The sequence below is a fragment of the Lactococcus sp. DD01 genome (assembly GCF_001578715.1).
GTDB classification, from domain to species: Bacteria; Bacillota; Bacilli; order Lactobacillales; family Streptococcaceae; genus Lactococcus; species Lactococcus petauri.
The window spans coordinates 41,713-59,795 of sequence record NZ_KQ968941.1 but is presented as its reverse complement, the minus strand read 5'-3'; the positions used below and the strand labels follow the sequence as shown (position 1 = coordinate 59,795).

Genomic DNA, 18,083 nt, shown 5'->3' with positions numbered 1-18,083 from the left:
TTTTTTTGATATTCTTAAGAAAATGACGATTACTTACCACTCAACCCATCGGTAATATGCTCAATATTCCATTGGAGCATATCGTAATAGGTATCACCTTTCTGACCTTCGTCAGCAAGAGAGTCAGTAAAGATTTTTGAGTAGATTTTTACACCAGTTTGTCTAGAGACCGATTCCATCGTTTTTGGTGAAACACTGGTTTCCACAAAGAGTGCTTTGACATTTTTGTCTTTGACAATCGTGTTAATGCGGTTGAGTTGGGCTGGTGTACCTTGGTTATCTGTATTGATTTCCCAGATATATTCAGCTGTCAGACCATATTGTTTTGAGAAATACTTAAATGCACCTTCGCTGGTAACTAAGATGCGGTCTTCCTGCGGGATGGTTGCAATCTTAGCTTTTGCTTCTGTGTCCAGTTGTTGCAATTTATCCGTGTATACTTTGAGATTTTTTTGATAATCTTCTTTATTCTGGGGATCTTTCTTTGAAAGCTCTTTTTCGATATTTTGGGCATAGATAATGCCATTTTGAATATTAAGCCAAGCATGCGGATCTTCTTCGCTTTCTTTGCCTTTTTCACTTAAGTGAATGGGAGTAACACCTTGACTGACCATAAAGGTTGAATCTTCTTTACGACTATTTTTAATCAGTTTATCAAACCAACCTTTTCCAGTTTCCAAATTGAGGCCGTTGTAAAAGACAAGGTCGGCTTTTTCAACAGCTTGAGTATCATTGGGTTTGGGATCGTACTGATGGGGATCAATACCACGTGGAACCATACTATAAACATCAACATGGTCTTTTCCGATATTTTCAGCAATATCGGCAATGATGGAGTAGGTGGTTACAACCTTAAGTGTATCTGATGCCTTACTTTCTTCTTTTTTAGGCGAGCATGCTGTAAGAAATAAAAGAAGTGATGCTAAAATGGTAATTAAAGAGAGTTGTTTGCGGTTCATGATTGAGATCCTTTCTTAGGATAGCGGATAAATCCGTTGCGAGGGCTGAGGAAGAAGGAGAGGGCAAAAGTGAGTGCTCCAACGATTACAATAGTTGCGCTTGTTGGCAAATCATATTGGAAACTGATAATAACGCCCAAAACACCAAATAATACACCTAAAATAGAAGACATCGCAATCATATGTGGCAATTTATTGACCCACAGATAAGAGATTGATGCAGGTATAATAAGCATCGCAACTACAAGTACAATCCCGACTTGTGACAAAGCAGAAATAGTAAAAAGCGTCAGCAAAATCATCAGTAAATAGTGATAAAAAGTATTGTTTAAACCATAGGCTTTAGACATAGTTGGATCAAAGGAAGTAATCAGCAGCTCCTTGAAGAAGAGTTTGACTACCAGAACAACAGCAACCAATAAAGCGAAAGACTGAACAAGTTCGTGTGGTGTAACAGCAAGGATATTTCCAAAAAGTATATGATTAAGATCCGCACCACTTTCAGCTTTTGTAATTAATATGATTCCTAGAGCAAAGAAGCTACTCAGGATAATACCAATCGAAGCATCTGTCTTCAAACTACTATGTTTGATGATAAATTGAATCAGAATTGCACCTAAAATCCCAGATACTGTTGCGCCAATCAAAACATTTATCCCTAGCATATAAGAGATTGCAACACCTGGTAAGACCGCATGAGATAAAGCATCGCCCATAAGAGAAAGACGTCTCAAAACGATAAAGCTCCCTAAAATTCCGGAGATAATCCCTAACAAAATGGAAGCGATAAAAGCACTCAGCATGGTTACAGTAAGGCCGGTTATATCTGAAAGAAAAAATAAAATATCCACTGTGACTTAGCCCTCGCTTTCCTTGATGATGATATCGCCTAGGGCTTCACCGTAAGCTTTTTGAAGATTTTCATTAGTGAAACATTGGGCTGTATAATCAGCGCCAATCAGTTTTTTATTAAGAATAATCAGATAATCAAAATACGCTTTAACATTATGGAGATTGTGGTGTACGATGATAATCGTTTTACCGTTCTGTCGTAACTCTTCAAGTATGTTAATAATGATTTTTTCGCTCATCATATCGATACCAACGAAAGGTTCATCTAAAAAGTAATAGTCAGCTTCTTGCGCCAACGCACGAGCGATGAAAACACGTTGCAATTGACCACCGGACAAAGCGCTTAGCTGGCGATCTTTAAAATCATCCAACCCAAGTTTATGAAGGGCATGTTCGGCTTTTTGTCTTTCTTTTTTACGGGGCTTTTGAAAGAGCTTTAAGTTTGGATATGTACCTGTCAAAACCGTATCAAAGACCGTGATTGGAAAACTGAGATCAATCTCACTACGTTGTGCAACATAGGCAATCTTTCTCTTGAAATTCTTGAGTGGAGTTTCATTGATGGTAACAGAACCGGATTTGGTTGGGATCATCTCTAAGATGCTTTTCATCAAAGTTGACTTGCCCGCACCGTTAGGTCCAATAACTCCCGTACAGGAGCCTTCAGGTATGTGCAGTGATATATTTTCTAAGGCAAGGTTGCCTTTGTACGCGACGGTTAAATTTGAAATTTTTAACATTATTTCCCTTGTTTTTAAAGTTCACAGTGAGCTACTGTTGGCGCCCAAGATTTAGTTTGGTGTCGATAGCGTGATTTGAGTTTTGAAAATTTGGGTATATAAAAATAAACTTCATACTGAGGTAGTGTGAAAGGTATGTAGCTTAACATTTCTTTCTATAAATTTTGTTTTCTTCCTGCTCTGTTTTAGCATAAAATGGAAGGGCATAAATTCTAAAAAGTAAAAAGAATTTCTTGTATGAAGTGTTAAATACTATTTTACAGCACATGCTAAATAAAGTCAAGTTATTTATAGGGTATCCTATGAAATTTGAAAAATAAAAACTAAGGTTTTACCTTAGTTTAATTTTTTATATTAAAGACTTTTGAGTTTACCGCGGAATTCATCAATAGATTGGTAGCCTTTTTTGTCCATGATTTCTTGAAGTTCTCTAATGATTCTTTGGAAAATCTCTGGACCTTCTTTGTGGAGGGCGGTCCCAATTTGGAGCATGCTTGCACCACAGAGAAGATGTTCAAATGCATCTTGTCCTGTTTCGATACCGCCTGTTCCGATGATTTGTATTTCTGGTTTAAGACGCGTGTAGAAGGCACGTACGTTGGCTAAAGCTGTTGGTTTGATGTATTGGCCACCAAGACCACCAAAGCCATTTTTAGGTTTAATTACAACAGCTTCCTCTTCCGTATCGATATAGAGGGCATTTCCGACACTATTGACAGAGTTGACGTAAGTGAGGGGAAACTTGTTAAGAATATCAGCCATTTGATCGAAATGTGCCAAGTCAAAATATGGAGGAAGCTTTACACCCAAAGGTTTCTTGAAGAAAGCAAATACTTTTTCTAACAGTTGCTCTGTTGCTTGGAAATCATAGGCTAATTGAGGTTTACCGGGTACATTTGGACACGAGAGGTTAAGTTCAGTTATACCTGAAAATGCACTCTTTTGAATACGATCCAGCATTTCAAGGTTCTCTTCTGGGCTCATACCAGCAATGGAGAAAAAGGTTGGCTTATCTTGATTTTGTTGTACTTCCAAAACATAATCTAAGTAATAGTCGAAACCTAGATTAGGAAGACCCATAGAGTTAATGCTCCCTAAAGCTAAGTCTACATAACGAGGAGAAGGATTTCCTTCTCTCTTTTCCAAGGTACAGCTTTTAGTGATATAAGCTCCAGCATCAGATTTTTCTAATTCTTGCAGATCCTCGATAGTCATACAATGTACACCAGAGGCATTCATAAAAGGATTGGCAAATTTAGTGTGAGCAAAAGTTGTTTCTTGTTTCAAGTCTCTAAAACCTCTTTCATAATTTTTACTATTCTACCATGATTAGATGAGAAATCAAATGATAAAGCTTAAATAGCATAAAAAAGTATTTTACTTTGTTATATCACTAATATGTGTTACTATATAGTCGTACTAAGTAATACATATTAGAGGTTGTAATGGAAAATAATACGGAAATGCTCAAAGGTGTTTTAGAAGGTTGTGTCTTACAAATCATCAGCCAAGGTGAAACATATGGTTACGCCATCACACAGCAATTAAAAGAATTAGGATTTACAAATGTTGCAGAAGGCACAGTTTACACGATAACTTCTCGCCTTGAACGACAAAACTTACTGGAAACGGAAAAAAAAGCCTCAGAGAAAGGTCCATCACGTAAGTCTTTTAAGTTGAATACTGCAGGAAAAGAGGAACTAGCAGCTTTTTGGTTACGTTGGGATTTCATCTCAGAAAAACTTTCTGAGATAAGAAGTAAGGAGAAATGATGAATTTTTGGGAGAGAATAACAGGAAAAGATATGACTGTGGCAAGGGCAGATTTTTCAGCAAGAGTGAAACGTCTGCCGGAGAGTTACCAACGCATATGGGCAGAGCTTGATGGAGAAATCCAAAGATATAGTGATTTGACAGGGCGAAATCTGATCCCCATCATGAGTAGCTTACTTGAATTTTTTGAAGAAACAGCATTTGATCATGAAGATGTATCGGCTGTTATTGGTGAAGATAAGGAAGCTTTTGTTGCGGAACTGTTCGACCAACGGCGACCTATCCCCAATAAATCCTACCGAGACAAATGCCGTGAGCAACTTAATCAAAATGTAGCAAAAAAATTAGGGAGGCAATAAAATGAAGCTCAAGGAAATCATCGAAGGAAAAAAAGAGTGGTACACTCTGCAAAATGCAGTGAAAAAACTGCCGAAAGATTATAGTATTGTTTATAAGGAAATTCAGAGATACTATTTTAAGATTGGTGTATCTGATCTTCAGGTTTTTGAAGAATTGCTTACAATTTTTGAAGACGGTGTGAAGCGCAATCAAGTTGTGCTTGATGTTACAGGAAAAGACGTTGCCGCCTTTAGTGATAGCTTGCTTGATCAAGAAGAGAATTTTGACAAATAAAAAAAGCGTTCTACCTCTAAGTAGTACGCATTTTTTTAATTAATGAGCAATACGTTTACGATTTGCTTTTTTACGACTTTCTTGTGCAAACTCCCATTTGTGTTCAATCGGGTCAACAACACGTTTTTTGTAGATTGCGCCTGCAGTGAACAAAGCAGCAAGAGTGACAATGTTACCGGCAACGAAACCAGTGATGAGATTTTTATTCATAGGTAGACCTCCAAAAGTAATTTTAGTAAGTTTTAGCGCGCAAGTCGTTTGCGTTTTGCGCGTTTTTGATTTTCAGCAAAAGCGTCTTCTTTAAAGGTAGGACGCATTTCCGCATCAATTAATCCTTTATGTTTAGCAACCATTACCGCAGTACCGGCAACCGTTATTTCAATGGCTTTACCTATTAGGTAGCCTTTAAGATATTTATTCATGCTTTCCTCCTTATAGTCTACAATAATCTTACACTTTGATAAACTTATAAAGTTATTATAACATTTGTAAGGCTCTAACCCCAATATTTTAAGCTTCTTTTCCTAGAAAGTATACTAAATATTTGAAAGTGTCAAAAATTATTGTTATCTTAACAGTAGAGATAATAGAGGAGAAAAAGAGGCAATTATGAAGAAGAAATGGCTGAAAGCAGGCAGTGTCTTACTCGCGCTTACGATCGTTTTGGGAGCAGCCAGCCTACTGGTAAGAATAACAGAAAAAGAAAACAAGAAAACTTCCGAAAATACTTATATTCGAAGTACAGCGTCTAAAGGAGTAGGTATTGAAACGAAGGAGGAAGATCAAGGCTATCATATCTTGATGAATTATCCCAAGACAAAAAATAAAGTGATTAATCAAAAGTTGGAAGAATTTTCCAATAAAGAACTATCTTCTTTTAAAAACTGTACACCAGAAAAGGATACGGCTGAGAAGGGTTCGTTGTTTCAATCCTTTGAAGCTTATGAGTTTTCCCCAGATATCGTAAGTTTCAAATTTAATGTGATGCGCAGAAGCAATGCGCGTGTCCAAGCCGAAAACCAAGTCATCACTAAAACTTATAATTTGAAAGAAAATAAGGAATTACAGCTTGCTGATTTATTTAAGGACAAGGCAGATCTCAGCAGTGTCGCACAAAATATTTATGAAAAAATGGTGAAGCTCAAAGAGAATTCAAACCAGAGAACTAAGCAGGTGTTAAGCGAGGGCTTACAGCCGATTGAGGAAAATTTTAATGCCTTTATCTTGGATAATAAATGCCTGGCTTTCTTTTTGAGACCTGGTCAAGTCAACAGTAGCACAAACTTATATACGAAAGTTTCAGTGCCCCTGAGTGAGTTAGGAGAGATAGTCAAACCGCAGATTCTAGTGGGAAATTTAAAAGAAGAAGCGCAACACTCCAAAATAAAAATTCCTTCTGCCCAACAAGTGCAAAGTAAAGCGCTGGCTCATAAGAAATTAGTGGCTTTAACTTTTGATGATGGACCAGATCCACAGACGACACCACGCTTGCTTTCCATTTTAAAGAAAGCAAATGTCCCTGCGACATTTTTCGTACTCGGAAATCGTCTTGAACTGTATCCAGAATTAGTTAAAAAGGAACATGCTTTAGGAAATCAAGTGGGATCGCATACTTATAATCACGAGAATCTGCCACAGCTTTCAGCAAAACAAGCCCAAGATGAAATCAAAAAAACTTCAGATTTGATGCAGAAGACAGTGGGGATTCGTCCTCAAGGTTTACGTCCTCCTTACGGTGCCACAACACCTCAAATTAATAAAATAGCACAAACTCCGATTATTCAGTGGAGTGTGGATTCTTTAGATTGGGAAAGTAAAAATGTGGATCAGATTGAACAAGTTGTCATGAATGAAGTTTATGATGGCTCCATTATCCTCATGCATGATATTTATGATACATCTGTCGATGGAGCAGCAAGAGTTATTCAAAAGTTAAAAAATCAAGGCTACACATTCGTCACAGTCAATCAACTCATACAAGCACGTGGCCAACTTGAAAATTCTCATGTTTATTATAATGCAACACGATAAATGAAATCCTCATGTGTAAGATGAGGGTTTTTATATGGTAAAAGAGTCACTAAACGGAAAAATGTTATAATAAAAGAATGTATCTTCATACACAGGACAAAAGAAATAAGAAAAAAATAATAGAAAATAATATATGAAAAAAAATAAAGTAATTGTCGTGGTCGGACCAACAGCTGTAGGTAAAACAGCTTTGGGAATTCAGCTGGCCCAAGTTTTTGATGGTGAGATTATTTCAGGTGACTCGCAACAAGTATATCGTGGCCTCGATATTGGTACAGCCAAGGCAAGCTTGGAAGAACAGGCCGCAGCAGTGCATCATTTAATTGATGTACGAGATGTAAATGAGAATTATTCTGCCTTTGACTTTGTTCAAGAAGCTACCGTTTGTATAGAACAAATTATTTCTCGCGGTAAGCTTCCAATTATTGTCGGTGGAACGGGACTTTATATTCAGAGTCTTGTTGAGGGCTATCACCTGGGAGGGCAAGAAAATCATGAGGCAATGATGGAGCTGCGGCGAAGCTTAGAGGAACTTTCTGATGAAGAGTTATTTGCGCGTGTTCCCCAAAATATTCCTGAGCTAAATCGGAGAAGAGCAATGCGTTTTCTTGAGCTAGAAGCTTTTGGTACAGGTGAAAATCGAATGTCTGACTATGAGTTTTGTCTCCTCGGTCTGAATGCTGAAAGAGCAACACTCTATGATCGAATCAATCATCGGGTAGACGGTATGTTGGAGCAAGGCTTGCTTGAAGAAGCACAAGCTTTATTTGAAAAATACCCAGAGGTTCAAGCTGCAAAAGGAATTGGCTATAAGGAGTTTTTTCCTTATTTCTCAGGAGAAATCTCACTTGAAGAATCAGTGGAACTTGTAAAAAGAAATTCACGAAGATATGCTAAACGTCAATTGACTTGGTTCCGCAACCGGATGAATGTCAATTTTTATGATGTCTTTGCTGAAGATTATCCAGAAAATGCTATAATATGTGCAAGAGAATTTTTAAATATGGAGGAAAAAAGTGAAAAATAAGGAATATATTGATTTAGGTTTGAAATACGGAGGCTACATGGCTCAAGATCGTGCCTTTTTGGAAAATCGTTTAGCAAATTTAGACGATGAAAAGGAGAAAATGCTGTTGGTTACTCCGCCATCAAGTGTAATCAATGCTTATTTTGCAGAGCTTTATCAAAAACGTTCTCCACAAGATGCTACAGACTATTTCTTTGAGTTGTCACGTGATTTGGAGATGTTTCAAGACCAGCCCAATTTTCATCTTGAAGGAAAAGAAGGCACAGAAAATTTCCGCTTTGTGCGCTTAAATCTATCAGGTAAATCTTTTGGTTTTTGCTACCGCAATGCCCAGGAAGAAGCAGTTGTCTTTAGTGAGTTTCCCCTGAAGATGACGGCTCAAATCATTTATGAAGTCGCACAAATTTTTCCACATTATGTTTTGAAACAAGAAGGCGATTATATCATTATGAGAAAAGCGAATTTTGAAGGTCAATTCACTGATGCACAAGAACTATCAGATTTGACAACGGCTGATGAAAATGAGGACTATATTCGTTTGACGGGCTATAATTTTGAGGATTTGGTGCTTCAAGCTGAAAAAATTCGTTATATTCACCCTCTCTTGTATCAAGCAGAGCAAAATAAGTGCTACATGTACATTTCTAAAGGACTTTGATTGGAATATTCTAAAGATTAAAGTATAATTAAAAGAAAGGAGAGTTTTATGTTAACAGTTTCACTTATTATTACCGTGCTCGTTATTATCATCATTTTGGCGAGTGCAGGAACATTGTTTTATGTTATTAAACAACAAACGGTTGCAATCATCGAACGGTTTGGGAAGTATCAAACGACCTCTTCGGCTGGCTTCCATGTGAAATTACCTTGGGGAATTGATCGTGTTGCGGCACGGATTCAGCTTCGTCTTTTGCAAAACGAAATGACCGTTGAAACAAAAACAAAAGATAATGTTTTTGTGACCATGAATATCGCAACACAATACCGTGTCAATGAAGAAAATATTAAAGATGCTTACTATAAACTGATGAACCCTTCTGAGCAAATTCAAGCCTACATTGAGGATGCGCTTCGATCTGCTGTGCCTAAGTTGACTTTGGATGAAGTTTTCGAGAAAAAAGATGAAATCGCTCTGGAAGTACAGCATCAAGTTGCAGAGGAAATGACAACATACGGTTATATTATTGTTAAAACATTGATTACACGTGTAGAACCTGATGCCGAAGTTAAGCAATCGATGAATGAAATTAATGCCGCGCAACGTAAACAAGATGCATCGCAAATGCTTGCGAATGCAGAAAAAATAAAAATCGTTACTTCGGCCGAAGCCGAAGCGGAGAAAGATCGCTTACGTGGTGTGGGTATTGCTGAACAACGTAAAGCTATTGTTGATGGACTCGCTCAACAAATTATTGAAATTAAAAATACCGGGGCAAGTTTAACAGAGGACCAGATTATGTCGATTCTTTTAACCAACCAATACCTTGATACGCTTAATCAATTTGCTGATGCCGGAAATTCTACAATCTTCCTTCCAGCCAGTGCAGATGGTATAGAAGACATGCGTACACAAATTTTGAGCGCATTGAAAGCAAAATAAAAAGTCGTCTTCGGACGCTTTTTTATTGGGGTTTTTGTTGTTCTATTTTCATTTTGTTATAATTTTTATATAGTTGGATAAGGAAAAGGTGTCTATGAATAATAGAAAAGTCTTCAGTGTATGTGCGGTAGTAGGGATAGTTGTATTTTTAATGACGATGATAAATCAAACAGAAGTAAAAGCGGAAAAAAATTTAACTCAAATACTACCAGAAAAAGGAATTGCTTTAGATATTTCCCGTAAGTTTTATAAAACAGAAGTTATCAAACAATTCATAGACAATTTAAGCAACTATCCTAATAGTTTTCTCCAGTTACACATGTCTGATAATCAAAATTTAGCTGTGGAGATGGCTACGGTCGGTCAAACAACAGATAAAAATGCGGTTTATCAAGACGGACAATGGTTGAATACGCAAACCAAACGGCCATTTCTTTCGAAAAATGATCTGATGGATTTGGTCTCCTATGCCCGATCAAAGAACGTTGTTTTAATTCCAGAGATAGAAGCTCCGGCTCATATGCAAGCTATCCTCGAGCTTTTAAAGATCAATGATCCTAAGCGGTATGAGGCTATTAAATTACCTGATGGAGCGCCAGAACAGTTTAATCTGATTGATTACACAAAAGTAGAAGCTATTGATTTTGTCCAAGAGATGTTAGCAGAATACACACCACTTTTTGCTGGGCAAGCGAAAGCTTATTTTCATATCGGCGTTGATGAAATTGACTGGTTGCCCGTAGAATCAAATAGGAACTTAGTGAACTATGTGAATACTTTGGATAATTTTTTAAAACATCAAGGTTATACTACAAGGATGTGGAATGATCGAGTGGCTAAGGCAGATCTTGCGAACTATAATAAAGATATCCAGATTACCTATTGGTCACAAATTGGTGGTTGGGATATTAATAGCACTGATGAGCGCGCAAGCTCCGGCCGACAATATACGGCAAGCGCTCAAGAACTTTTAGGTGCAGGTTTCCAGCTTTTAAATTACAATGCTTATTATACCTACTTCTTGCCGGGACAGCGGATGTGGCAACCAGAAAGTTATACCTATACGATTAACGATTTGGTTGCAAATTGGGATCTTTCAAAATTTGAGCTGAACAGTGGAAAACAAGTAAATTCAACAGAAAACGTTATAGGTTCAGCACTTACTTTTTGGGGTGAAGAAGCTGGAGATTATACAGATAGTCAAATCCAACAAAAAATGCAAAGTTTTGTGCAAGCTTATTTTAAAAAAGAATGAACAAAGATGCAAAAAATAAGTAATTTTGAAGATTAAGTGAAAAAACAAAATTATTGTTGACATAAGAAATATTTGTGGTATAATAGAGAAGTTGAAAAGCAGAAGCACCCGCTTCTCGCCTGAGTGGTAATAGCCCTGGGCAACAAAATGGAATTATTCACAAAACGAATGTTTTCATTAGCGGGGCGCATTATGCGTTCCGCTTTTGTTTTTCTAAAAATTTTTTAGAAGGAGAATAGACATAGCAAAGCAAGACAACAGAAAACCTTTGATGAACGGTCAAATCCGTTCACGCGAAGTACGTCTTATCGGTGCTGAAGGCGAACAGCTTGGTGTTACACCTACAGCTGTTGCACTTACTCAGGCCGAGGACCTTAACATGGATTTGGTTTTGATTTCAAATCAAGAACCACCAGTTGCCAAAATCATGGATTACACTAAATTCATGTTTGAGCAAAAGAAAAAGCAAAAAGAAGCTAAGAAGAAACAGGCAACTGTTACTTTGAAAGAAGTTCGTTTGAGTCCAGTCATTGATAAAAATGACTTCAATACAAAACTTCGTCAAGCAACTAAGTTCCTTGAAAAAGGAGACAAAGTTAAAGTTTCGATTCGCTTTAAAGGTCGTATGATTACTCACCAAGATGTGGGTCGTCAAGTAATGGATGAATTTGCTGAAGCAGTGAAAGACATCGCTGTAGTAGAGCAAAAAGCCAAAATGGATGGTCGTCAAATGTTCTTACAATTGGCACCAATCAAAAAGAACTAAGTTCTTATTATTAACCAAGGAGAATTAAAATGCCAAAACAAAAAACTCACCGCGCATCAGCTAAACGTTTCAAACGTACTGGTAATGGCGGTCTTAAACGCTTCCGCGCTTACACTTCACACCGTATGCACGGTAAAACTGTAAAACAACGTCGTCAACTCCGTAAAGGCCGTATGGTTTCAGCAGGTGACTTCAAACGTATCCGTCGTATGGTTGCGAACATGCGTTAATAACAGTCCTGTGGACTGTTATGCATGAGAGCAATTGACGCGTAGGCGGAAGCCGTACAAGGAAGAACATGCGTTAATAACAGTCCTGTGGACTGTTATGCATGAGAGCAATTACTCTCCCCAGTAACATTTCACGACTGATTAACTCATAAGCATTACATAAGACTTATAGGATTTCACTCGAAATCAATCAACCATTTAAATTAACTGTCGATGACAGGATAAAAATTTTCTAAGAAACAAGGAGAACACACATGGCACGTGTTAAAAATAGCGTTGCAACTCGCAAACGCCGTAAACGTATTTTAAAACTCGCTAAAGGTTACTACGGTTCTAAACACCGTCTTTTCAAGACAGCTAAAGAACAAGTAATGAACTCATACTACTACGCATTCCGCGATCGTCGTCAAAAGAAACGCGACTTCCGTAAATTGTGGATTGCACGTATCAATGCAGCTGCTCGTATGAACGGACTTTCATACAGCAAAATGATGCACGGTTTGAAATTGGCTGAAATCGAAATCAACCGTAAAATGCTTGCTGATATCGCTATTGCTGACGCAGCTGCTTTCACAGCTCTTGCTGAAGAAGCTAAAAAAGCATTGGCTAAATAATTTTAAAAACTTCCTTTTGGAAGTTTTTTTGTTTATAAAATTGAAAGTAATCTGTTATACTATGGCTATGAAGTTAATCGCTTACAATGATACCTACAAACAAGTAGTTATTGATTTGATACTTTCTATTCAGAAGGAAGAATTTGGAGTTGCTGTTGATTTGGCAGATCAACCCGACTTGCAAGATATTCATGCACATTACAGCCAATTTTGGCTTGCTGTTGATGAAGAGAAGGGAGTTGTTGGGACACTTGGTATCGTCAAATTTAATGAACGACAAGCTGTTCTGAAAAAGATGTTTGTCAATGTTGAATACAGAGGGAAGTCTGTTGCACAGCTTCTTTTGGATAATTTGTTTGAATACTGTCGCATAGAGAATATCAAAGAAATTTATCTTGGAACTGTTGAACAATTCAAAGCGGCACATCGTTTTTATGAAAAAAATGGCTTTCTATCTATCAATGAAAAAATACTGCCTGAACACATGCCAAGAATGGAGGTGGACACGATATTTTATAAAAAAAATATCACAGAAATAAAAAGTTGAAATGTAACCGCATACCTTGTATAAAAAGCCTTTTAGCTTGTTTTTCACTTGAAATAAGGGCGGAAAAATAGTAAAATCATAGTGTATTAAAAAGTGCAGAAAGCACTTAAAACAATAAGGAGATAAAAATGTCAATTATTACTGATGTTTATGCTCGCGAAGTCCTTGACTCACGCGGTAACCCAACAATCGAAGTTGAAGTTTACACTGAAGACGGTGCATTCGGACGCGGTATGGTACCTTCAGGTGCTTCAACTGGTGAACACGAAGCTGTTGAACTCCGTGACGGTGACAAATCTCGTTACCTCGGTCTTGGTACTCAAAAAGCTGTTGACAACGTAAACAACGTAATCGCTGAAGCTATCATCGGCTACGAAGTTACTGAACAACAAGCTATCGACCGTGCAATGATCGCTCTTGACGGTACAGAAAACAAAGGTAAATTGGGCGCTAACGCTATCCTTGGTGTTTCTATCGCTGTTGCTCGTGCAGCTGCTGATGAACTTGGTGTTCCACTTTACAACTACCTTGGCGGATTCAACGCTAAAGTATTGCCAACTCCAATGATGAACATCATCAATGGTGGTTCTCACTCAGACGCTCCAATCGCTTTCCAAGAATTCATGATCGTACCAGTTGGTGCACCTACATTCAAAGAAGCGCTTCGTTGGGGTGCTGAAATCTTCCACGCATTGAAGAAAATCCTTAAAGCCCGTGGTCTTGAAACTTCAGTTGGTGATGAAGGTGGATTTGCTCCACGTTTCGAAGGTACTGAAGATGGTGTAGAAACTATCCTTAAAGCTATCGAAGCTGCTGGCTACGAAGCTGGTGAAAACGGCGTTATGATCGGTTTCGACTGTGCTTCTTCAGAATTCTACGAAGACGGCGTTTACAACTACGCTAAATTCGAAGGTGAAGGTGGTGCTAAACGTACTGCTGCAGAACAAATCGATTACCTTGAAGAATTGGTTAACAAATACCCAATCATCACTATCGAAGATGGTATGGACGAAAACGACTGGGATGGTTGGAAAGCCCTCACAGAACGTTTGGGTAACAAAGTTCAACTCGTTGGTGACGACTTCTTCGTTACAAACACTTCTTACTTGGCACGTGGTATCAAAGAAGAAGCTGCGAACGCTATCTTGATCAAAGTTAACCAAATCGGTACTTTGACTGAAACATTTGAAGCAATCGAAATGGCTAAAGAAGCTGGTTACACAGCTATCGTTTCTCACCGTTCAGGTGAAACTGAAGATTCAACAATCTCAGATATCGCCGTTGCTACAAATGCTGGCCAAATCAAAACTGGTTCACTTTCACGTACAGACCGTATGGCTAAATACAACCAATTGCTTCGTATCGAAGACCAATTGGGTGAAGTTGCCGTTTACAAAGGTCTTAACGCATTCTACAACCTTAAAAAATAAGGTTTAGAGAGCAACTAATGCTTTAAGAAACATTCTTTCTATGCTTAACTTTTAAACATAGAAGGAGTGTTTTTTTGTTTGCAAATTGAGAGACAAGAAGCAATGGTCTAAAGGTTAGCTTATGCTATAATGAGTACATGAATAAGGTTAACGAAGAACGTGTACACGAAATATTTAATAATATATCCACTGATTATGACAAAATGAATGCAATCATAAGTTTCAAACAGCATGACTTATGGCGGGATAAAACCATGAAAAAAATGGGAAATTTGTCCGGCATGACTATTTTGGATTTGTGTTGTGGTACTGGGGATTGGACATTCGACCTTTCAAAAGCTGTGGGTCAGAAGGGTAAGGTCGTGGGCTTAGACTTTTCTGAAAATATGTTGAAAGGTGCCCAAGCTAAACTTGATAAAAAAGACAACAACATTGAATTTATTCAAGGAAATGCTATGGCTATTCCTTTTGAAAAGGAAATGTTTGATGTAGTTACGATTGGTTACGGCTTGAGAAATACTCCTGACTATCTCACAGTACTACGAGAAATTTTCCGTGTCTTAAAACCCGGAGGAAAAGTAGTGTGTATTGAAACTTCTCATCCGACTTTGCCTATTTACAAGCAAGCATTTGAACTTTACTTTAAAAAAGTGATGCCTTTTCTGGGTAAGGTCTTTGCCAAGTCTTTGAGAGAATACCAATGGCTTCAAAAATCTGCGGAGAATTTTCCTGATGCAAAAGCTTTGGCTTTGTTATTTAGTAAGGCTGGATTTTCTACTGTAAGCTATCAAAAATATGGTGGTGGAGCCATTGCTACGCACTTTGGGACCAAAGACTTTCCTGTAGCAAAAGAAGACTCAGAATAAATTAGAGCGACAAAAGACTTTGTTTACATTTGTAAACAAAGTCTTTTGCTTTCTGAATTTTAAGTGATATACTAACAACATATAAAGAACGAAGTAAAATTTAAAAGAAATGAGAATAATTATGTACACCCAACCCTTTAATATTAAAACTATTACTTTGAAAGCTTCCAATCGACAAGTTATGCGTTATTTTTATGAGGAATTATTAGGCTTTTATCTTGCAGAAGAAACAGAAGATACACTTTCTTACTCATTCAGAGAAAAAGAAGTTCCTTTTTTGAAACTTGAGTTTGGGGGAATTTCTAGTCCAGAAAAAACAACCGGACTTTTTCATTATGCTATTCTTTTTCCCGATCGTGCCTCAAAAGCTGTACTTATTGAACGACTCATTAAGGCAAAATACCCGCTAGGAGCGGGGGATCATCTCGTAAGTGAGTCTTTCTATCTTAGTGATCCTGAAGGAAATGGAATAGAGCTCTATCATGACCGCGATCCGAAAAATTGGAAGTGGGATGATGAGGGGCAGGTGGAAATGGGGACCTTTGCTGTTGATGTTGAGGCTGTTTTAGCAACAAAAAAAGAAGGAACATTTGGTTATCCGGAAAAAATGAGTATTGGACATCTCCATTTCACAGGAAATTCTCTCGCACAGGCTGATACACTCTTTATTGATATACTTCAGACGGATTTAGTTGCGCGAGTGGGTAATACAGCTCATTTTTACTCGCAAAATCATTACCATCATCACTTTGCGACAAATCTCTGGGAAGGAACAAGCTTGGAAAAACGAAACCTACAAAAAAATGGTATTTTAGCTTGGGAGATTGAAGTTGGAAAAGAATATTATGAAGCACTTTTGGAAAGACTGGAGGCAGCAGAAAGGACTTATGAAACAAGAAGTAAGAGCATTATCTTAGAGGATCATGTCGGAGCGCAACTTGTGATAACGCAGATATAAAAAACCTTGCTAGCTCATATGAGTAACAAGGTTTTTTATATTCTCAGTTTAGGAAGCATTGTTGGTCTGATTCAATGCAAAAGTATTTTTTTCTTGAATCAGTAGTTCAAGCAACTGGAGCACTTGGAAAAGACCTGCACGATTTTCAAACTCTTCACGTGTTTGAGGCAAGTCCATCTGACGATAATGAGAATAAGCATTTTCTATTTTCTTTAAGAGCTCACTGCCGTCATTATGTGCAGCATAGGTGAGTGACAAAGTTTCAAAAATGTTAGAAATTTCGGCGATATGTGTGCTGTCCACATCTATTTCTTCTAGTTTCATAATAATATCTTTGAGCAGTGTAATTTGGATATGGCGCATGTCGAAATAACGTTGATAAAATGTATTATTTCTTAAAAGATTATTCTCTGATTTTTCAGTAGCAATCTTACTGCTGGCATCGATAAGTTCCAACAGGTTGTCACACTGAGCAACAAGATCTTGGAGATCTTGCTTTTGATTTAAACAGATCACGAGATGTGCTGAAATATTTTTGAATTCCTTTTCTAAAATATTGAGATTGTTTTCTAATAATCTTTCATTACTTGGCATATATATGTTTGCCAAAAGTGCTAAACCTACCCCAATAAACATTAATGAAAACTCATTTCCTACGAGAGGAAAAGTTATTTCTTGAGCTAGAAGGTAGTGGGAAAAAGAACGGAGTTTACGACAATACCTTCACTAGTATTTGTGGCGACAGAGATGGGAATAAATAAAAGTAAGAAAATACCAAAAGATAAAGGTGTAAAATTAAATAAATTTAAAACAATGAAGGCGAGTAAAGTAGCGATGATAAGTCCTAAAACACGCATAAAGCCTAAACGTAAGGTACTTTTCTGCGTGTTCGTAATGGAGAGAATGGCAATGATTCCTGCACTGGTCGCAGATTCTAAGTGAAAAAATTGTGCAATAATAATGGCTAATGTTGCACAAATTGCTGTTTTGATTGTTCTTTGCCCTATTTTGATATGGCTGTAGTTCACATTTTGTCTCCTTGTGATAGTATATAAGCAGTGAAAGACATTTCTCAAAGACATAATGTGTTTTGAGAGCTTTCTTAACTAGAGTAATTATACCAAAAAATAGGATAGAAACAGAGGCAACACTTTCAAAATTTTAGCTAAGAAGAGTTTCTCTTGTGTTTCAGAGCAAATGAGACGAGTGGAATGAAAAAACTGTGTATAATAGAATAAAGGAGAAAAAACAGATGAAAAAGTATATTATTGTAGGGATGTTTTCGTTCTTACTCGGAGCAATAGTAGCCTTAGGGATATCTAATATTACTCAATCACCTGCTACACCGATGGCAAAGGAAAGTTCTAGTTCCTCGACGTCCAAAACAGAGAGGAGCTCTTCAAGTAGCTCCTCTGAAGTTAAAACAACTCCATCTTCCACTTCAACAAGTAGTAGTGAACAGTCTATCTCTTCTCTCTATCATCTTGTCCCACCTCAAAGCGCCTATAAAAATTTAATTGTAGCTAAGACAGCGGAAGCAGAAGCTTATATCCAAACCAATGGTTACAATCTTATTAGTAAAACGAATAAGGACTTGAATGAAAAGTCACTCATCAGCGAAGCATCTACAGAACTGCCGAATCCGGTTGATACCTTCGGGAAAGAAAGTTATCTTTACTTTTGGGCAAATGATGCGCAAGCAAACGAGCTAGGCGCTGTTCGAATGGATAATAAAGTTGTCTTCTTTAAAGCTACAGATGAATACTTAAGTCGATTGAATTAAAAAAGACAGGATGTAAATCG

Annotated in this window: 23 protein-coding genes, 1 pseudogene and 1 other annotated feature; of the genes and pseudogenes, 16 read left to right on the top strand and 8 right to left on the bottom strand. The window is 37.5% G+C overall.

The window, feature by feature from the left end:
• Positions 1-29: 29 nt before the first annotated feature.
• From LACDD01_RS09215 to LACDD01_RS09200, 4 genes are all read right to left on the bottom strand, one after another.
• Positions 30-959, bottom strand: coding sequence for a metal ABC transporter substrate-binding protein (locus tag LACDD01_RS09215; RefSeq protein ID WP_061414647.1), 930 nt, complete (start codon positions 957-959; stop codon positions 30-32).
• Positions 956-1,810 carry a metal ABC transporter permease gene (locus tag LACDD01_RS09210; protein WP_061414644.1) on the bottom strand — a complete coding sequence of 285 codons (855 nt, stop codon included), beginning with the start codon at positions 1,808-1,810 and terminating at the stop codon, positions 956-958. The genes LACDD01_RS09215 and LACDD01_RS09210 overlap by 4 nt, the downstream gene beginning before the upstream one ends.
• 6 nt (positions 1,811-1,816) lie before the next feature.
• Positions 1,817-2,551 (bottom strand): metal ABC transporter ATP-binding protein, encoded by a 735-nt coding sequence (locus LACDD01_RS09205; RefSeq protein WP_061414641.1) that lies wholly within the window; start codon positions 2,549-2,551, stop codon positions 1,817-1,819.
• 354 nt (positions 2,552-2,905) lie between these two features.
• Entirely contained in the window at positions 2,906-3,838 is a 933-nt protein-coding gene (locus LACDD01_RS09200; protein WP_061414638.1) for a dihydroorotate oxidase, read from the bottom strand.
• Positions 3,839-3,996: 158 nt separating this feature from the next.
• Between LACDD01_RS09200 and LACDD01_RS09195 the strand changes: the two genes are divergently transcribed.
• The 3 genes from LACDD01_RS09195 to LACDD01_RS09185 are packed head-to-tail and all read left to right on the top strand — an operon-like array spanning position 3,997 to position 4,956.
• Entirely contained in the window at positions 3,997-4,323 is a 327-nt protein-coding gene (locus LACDD01_RS09195) for a PadR family transcriptional regulator (RefSeq protein ID WP_061414635.1), read from the top strand.
• Positions 4,323-4,682 (top strand): DUF1048 domain-containing protein, encoded by a 360-nt coding sequence (locus LACDD01_RS09190; RefSeq protein WP_061414632.1) that lies wholly within the window; start codon positions 4,323-4,325, stop codon positions 4,680-4,682. The genes LACDD01_RS09195 and LACDD01_RS09190 overlap by 1 nt, the downstream gene beginning before the upstream one ends.
• Position 4,683: 1 nt before the next feature.
• Complete coding sequence (locus LACDD01_RS09185; RefSeq protein WP_019294245.1) at positions 4,684-4,956, top strand: DUF1048 domain-containing protein; 273 nt, start codon at positions 4,684-4,686, stop codon at positions 4,954-4,956.
• Between the two features lie 39 nt (positions 4,957-4,995).
• Here LACDD01_RS09185 and LACDD01_RS11610 read toward each other — a convergent pair whose 3' ends face one another.
• Both LACDD01_RS11610 and LACDD01_RS09180 read right to left on the bottom strand, forming a co-directional pair.
• A complete protein-coding gene (locus LACDD01_RS11610) occupies positions 4,996-5,166 on the bottom strand; it encodes a DUF3042 family protein (protein ID WP_014025228.1) in 171 nt (56 codons plus the stop codon).
• Positions 5,167-5,198: 32 nt separating this feature from the next.
• Positions 5,199-5,378, bottom strand: a complete 180-nt coding sequence (locus LACDD01_RS09180) for a DUF3042 family protein (protein WP_029345891.1) — start codon at positions 5,376-5,378, stop codon at positions 5,199-5,201.
• A gap of 187 nt (positions 5,379-5,565) precedes the next feature.
• Between LACDD01_RS09180 and LACDD01_RS09175 the strand changes: the two genes are divergently transcribed.
• The 12 genes from LACDD01_RS09175 to LACDD01_RS09120 all read left to right on the top strand — a co-directional run bounded on the left by LACDD01_RS09175 (position 5,566) and on the right by LACDD01_RS09120 (position 16,280).
• Positions 5,566-6,987: a polysaccharide deacetylase family protein gene (locus LACDD01_RS09175; protein WP_061414629.1), complete on the top strand. Its 1,422-nt coding sequence runs from the start codon at positions 5,566-5,568 to the stop codon at positions 6,985-6,987.
• A gap of 133 nt (positions 6,988-7,120) precedes the next feature.
• Positions 7,121-8,014 (top strand): tRNA (adenosine(37)-N6)-dimethylallyltransferase MiaA, encoded by an 894-nt coding sequence (gene miaA / locus LACDD01_RS09170; protein WP_061414626.1) that lies wholly within the window; start codon positions 7,121-7,123, stop codon positions 8,012-8,014.
• Positions 8,004-8,672 carry a hypothetical protein gene (locus LACDD01_RS09165; RefSeq protein WP_061414624.1) on the top strand — a complete coding sequence of 223 codons (669 nt, stop codon included), beginning with the start codon at positions 8,004-8,006 and terminating at the stop codon, positions 8,670-8,672. The genes miaA and LACDD01_RS09165 overlap by 11 nt, the downstream gene beginning before the upstream one ends.
• A gap of 48 nt (positions 8,673-8,720) precedes the next feature.
• Positions 8,721-9,614 carry an SPFH domain-containing protein gene (locus tag LACDD01_RS09160; RefSeq protein WP_017368540.1) on the top strand — a complete coding sequence of 298 codons (894 nt, stop codon included), beginning with the start codon at positions 8,721-8,723 and terminating at the stop codon, positions 9,612-9,614.
• 94 nt (positions 9,615-9,708) lie between these two features.
• On the top strand, positions 9,709-10,869 hold the full coding sequence (locus tag LACDD01_RS09155) for a family 20 glycosylhydrolase (protein WP_061414621.1): 1,161 nt from the start codon (positions 9,709-9,711) through the stop codon (positions 10,867-10,869).
• Between the two features lie 90 nt (positions 10,870-10,959).
• Positions 10,960-11,086: a sequence feature (ribosomal protein L20 leader region), on the top strand.
• Between the two features lie 51 nt (positions 11,087-11,137).
• Complete coding sequence (gene infC, locus LACDD01_RS09150; RefSeq protein WP_003133065.1) at positions 11,138-11,635, top strand: translation initiation factor IF-3; 498 nt, start codon at positions 11,138-11,140, stop codon at positions 11,633-11,635.
• A 29-nt stretch (positions 11,636-11,664) separates the two neighbouring features.
• Positions 11,665-11,865 carry a 50S ribosomal protein L35 gene (gene rpmI / locus LACDD01_RS09145; RefSeq protein WP_003133063.1) on the top strand — a complete coding sequence of 67 codons (201 nt, stop codon included), beginning with the start codon at positions 11,665-11,667 and terminating at the stop codon, positions 11,863-11,865.
• Between the two features lie 254 nt (positions 11,866-12,119).
• Positions 12,120-12,479 carry a 50S ribosomal protein L20 gene (gene rplT / locus LACDD01_RS09140; protein ID WP_003133061.1) on the top strand — a complete coding sequence of 120 codons (360 nt, stop codon included), beginning with the start codon at positions 12,120-12,122 and terminating at the stop codon, positions 12,477-12,479.
• Between the two features lie 61 nt (positions 12,480-12,540).
• Entirely contained in the window at positions 12,541-13,026 is a 486-nt protein-coding gene (locus LACDD01_RS09135) for a GNAT family N-acetyltransferase (protein ID WP_061414802.1), read from the top strand.
• A 128-nt stretch (positions 13,027-13,154) separates the two neighbouring features.
• Positions 13,155-14,456, top strand: coding sequence for a surface-displayed alpha-enolase (eno, locus tag LACDD01_RS09130; RefSeq protein ID WP_003133057.1), 1,302 nt, complete (start codon positions 13,155-13,157; stop codon positions 14,454-14,456).
• Positions 14,457-14,593: 137 nt separating this feature from the next.
• Entirely contained in the window at positions 14,594-15,322 is a 729-nt protein-coding gene (locus LACDD01_RS09125; protein ID WP_061414618.1) for a demethylmenaquinone methyltransferase, read from the top strand.
• Between the two features lie 121 nt (positions 15,323-15,443).
• On the top strand, positions 15,444-16,280 hold the full coding sequence (locus tag LACDD01_RS09120) for a VOC family protein (protein WP_061414616.1): 837 nt from the start codon (positions 15,444-15,446) through the stop codon (positions 16,278-16,280).
• 48 nt (positions 16,281-16,328) lie between these two features.
• Here the strand turns inward: LACDD01_RS09120 and LACDD01_RS12390 are convergent, their stop codons facing one another.
• On the bottom strand, positions 16,329-16,916 hold the full coding sequence (locus LACDD01_RS12390; protein ID WP_231863427.1) for a hypothetical protein: 588 nt from the start codon (positions 16,914-16,916) through the stop codon (positions 16,329-16,331).
• Between the two features lie 15 nt (positions 16,917-16,931).
• A pseudogene (locus LACDD01_RS12385) lies at positions 16,932-17,362 on the bottom strand (aromatic acid exporter family protein); the annotation flags it as partial.
• Positions 17,363-17,532: 170 nt separating this feature from the next.
• Between LACDD01_RS12385 and LACDD01_RS09110 the strand changes: the two are divergent.
• Positions 17,533-18,063: a hypothetical protein gene (locus LACDD01_RS09110; protein WP_061414613.1), complete on the top strand. Its 531-nt coding sequence runs from the start codon at positions 17,533-17,535 to the stop codon at positions 18,061-18,063.
• Positions 18,064-18,083 lie beyond the last annotated feature (20 nt).

Excerpts from the sequence above, each read along its gene's own strand:
- LACDD01_RS09175 (WP_061414629.1), top strand. The coding sequence starts at position 5,566 with ATGAAGAAGAAATGGCTGAAAGCAGGCAGTGTCTTACTCGCGCTTACG.
- LACDD01_RS11610 (WP_014025228.1), bottom strand. The coding sequence starts at position 5,166 with ATGAATAAAAATCTCATCACTGGTTTCGTTGCCGGTAACATTGTCACT.
- eno (WP_003133057.1), top strand. The coding sequence starts at position 13,155 with ATGTCAATTATTACTGATGTTTATGCTCGCGAAGTCCTTGACTCACGC.
- LACDD01_RS09125 (WP_061414618.1), top strand. The coding sequence starts at position 14,594 with ATGAATAAGGTTAACGAAGAACGTGTACACGAAATATTTAATAATATA.
- LACDD01_RS09190 (WP_061414632.1), top strand. The coding sequence starts at position 4,323 with ATGAATTTTTGGGAGAGAATAACAGGAAAAGATATGACTGTGGCAAGG.
- LACDD01_RS09160 (WP_017368540.1), top strand. The coding sequence starts at position 8,721 with ATGTTAACAGTTTCACTTATTATTACCGTGCTCGTTATTATCATCATT.
- miaA (WP_061414626.1), top strand. The coding sequence starts at position 7,121 with ATGAAAAAAAATAAAGTAATTGTCGTGGTCGGACCAACAGCTGTAGGT.
- rplT (WP_003133061.1), top strand. The coding sequence starts at position 12,120 with ATGGCACGTGTTAAAAATAGCGTTGCAACTCGCAAACGCCGTAAACGT.
- LACDD01_RS09205 (WP_061414641.1), bottom strand. The coding sequence starts at position 2,551 with ATGTTAAAAATTTCAAATTTAACCGTCGCGTACAAAGGCAACCTTGCC.
- rpmI (WP_003133063.1), top strand. The coding sequence starts at position 11,665 with ATGCCAAAACAAAAAACTCACCGCGCATCAGCTAAACGTTTCAAACGT.
- LACDD01_RS09120 (WP_061414616.1), top strand. The coding sequence starts at position 15,444 with ATGTACACCCAACCCTTTAATATTAAAACTATTACTTTGAAAGCTTCC.
- LACDD01_RS09215 (WP_061414647.1), bottom strand. The coding sequence starts at position 959 with ATGAACCGCAAACAACTCTCTTTAATTACCATTTTAGCATCACTTCTT.
- LACDD01_RS09180 (WP_029345891.1), bottom strand. The coding sequence starts at position 5,378 with ATGAATAAATATCTTAAAGGCTACCTAATAGGTAAAGCCATTGAAATA.
- LACDD01_RS09155 (WP_061414621.1), top strand. The coding sequence starts at position 9,709 with ATGAATAATAGAAAAGTCTTCAGTGTATGTGCGGTAGTAGGGATAGTT.
- LACDD01_RS09110 (WP_061414613.1), top strand. The coding sequence starts at position 17,533 with ATGAAAAAGTATATTATTGTAGGGATGTTTTCGTTCTTACTCGGAGCA.
- LACDD01_RS09195 (WP_061414635.1), top strand. The coding sequence starts at position 3,997 with ATGGAAAATAATACGGAAATGCTCAAAGGTGTTTTAGAAGGTTGTGTC.
- LACDD01_RS12390 (WP_231863427.1), bottom strand. The coding sequence starts at position 16,916 with ATGTTTATTGGGGTAGGTTTAGCACTTTTGGCAAACATATATATGCCA.
- LACDD01_RS09185 (WP_019294245.1), top strand. The coding sequence starts at position 4,684 with ATGAAGCTCAAGGAAATCATCGAAGGAAAAAAAGAGTGGTACACTCTG.
- LACDD01_RS09135 (WP_061414802.1), top strand. The coding sequence starts at position 12,541 with ATGGCTATGAAGTTAATCGCTTACAATGATACCTACAAACAAGTAGTT.